An 842-nucleotide genomic window follows, 5' to 3' on the forward strand; every position below is an offset into this window, starting at 1 on the left:
GCCCCGCCGCGACGCTCGCGCGATCGCGGCGGGGCGCCGCTCCCACGAGTCGACTCAACCGACTGGAGGGCTTGGGTTATGCGCCGCCGAGGGCGGCGCGGTAGCGCGGCCAGTCGAAGGCCGGGCCGGGGTCGGTCTTGCGTCCGGGGGCGATCTCGCTGTGGCCGGTGATGCGCGCTTGGGTGATGTTCGGGTAGCGCTGCAGAATCTCCCGCGAGCAGCCGATAAGGGCGCGGTACTGGGCATCCGTGAATGGGGTCAGATCCGTCCCTTCCAGCTCGATGCCGATGGAGAAGTCATTGCAGCGTTCACGTCCCTCGAATGAGGATGCTCCAGCGTGCCAGGCGCGGAGCGCGAAGGGGACATACTGGATCAGGCTGCCGTCGCGTCGAATGAGGAGATGTGCCGAGACGCGCACCTGGGCGATGGGCGTGAAATAGGGGTGCGCGCTCGGGTCCAGGCGGTTCAGAAAGAGATCGTCGATCCAGTCTCCCGAGAATTCGCCTGGCGGCAGGCTGATGTTGTGAATCACCAGCAGGTCGATCTCGGTGCCTGCGGGGCGGTCGTCACAGTTCGGTGAGGGGTGTCGTTCCGTGCCCTTCAGCCATCCTGCGTCGTCGATGCTTGGGCTGGTCGGCGTCAGGGTGCGCGCATCCATCGAGTTTAGCGGACCTCATGTATTAGCGGATCGTATGTACTGAGCGGATCCTATGTATTGGGCGGATCCTATGTATTGGGCGGAAGTCGTGCTGGATGGCCTATCCTAGGCGATTTACGCGAAAGAACTTACCCGCAGTTTGGTCGGATGAGGATATCCCATTTGGGCAAAGTGGAACTGCGCT

Annotated in this window: 1 protein-coding gene; it reads right to left on the reverse strand. The window is 63.3% G+C overall.

Features of this window, described 5'->3' with window-relative positions:
- Positions 1–76: 76 nt before the first annotated feature.
- Entirely contained in the window at positions 77–658 is a 582-nt protein-coding gene (gene ampD, locus G3480_RS26980; RefSeq protein WP_164657256.1) for a 1,6-anhydro-N-acetylmuramyl-L-alanine amidase AmpD, read from the reverse strand.
- Positions 659–842: the final 184 nt, after the last annotated feature.

The organism is Thiorhodococcus mannitoliphagus (genome assembly GCF_010915725.1).
Taxonomy (GTDB): Bacteria; Pseudomonadota; Gammaproteobacteria; order Chromatiales; family Chromatiaceae; genus Thiorhodococcus; species Thiorhodococcus mannitoliphagus.

Bases quoted from the DNA above. Each gene is read 5' to 3' on its own strand.
- ampD (WP_164657256.1), bottom strand. From the start codon at position 658: ATGGATGCGCGCACCCTGACGCCGACCAGCCCAAGCATCGACGACGCA.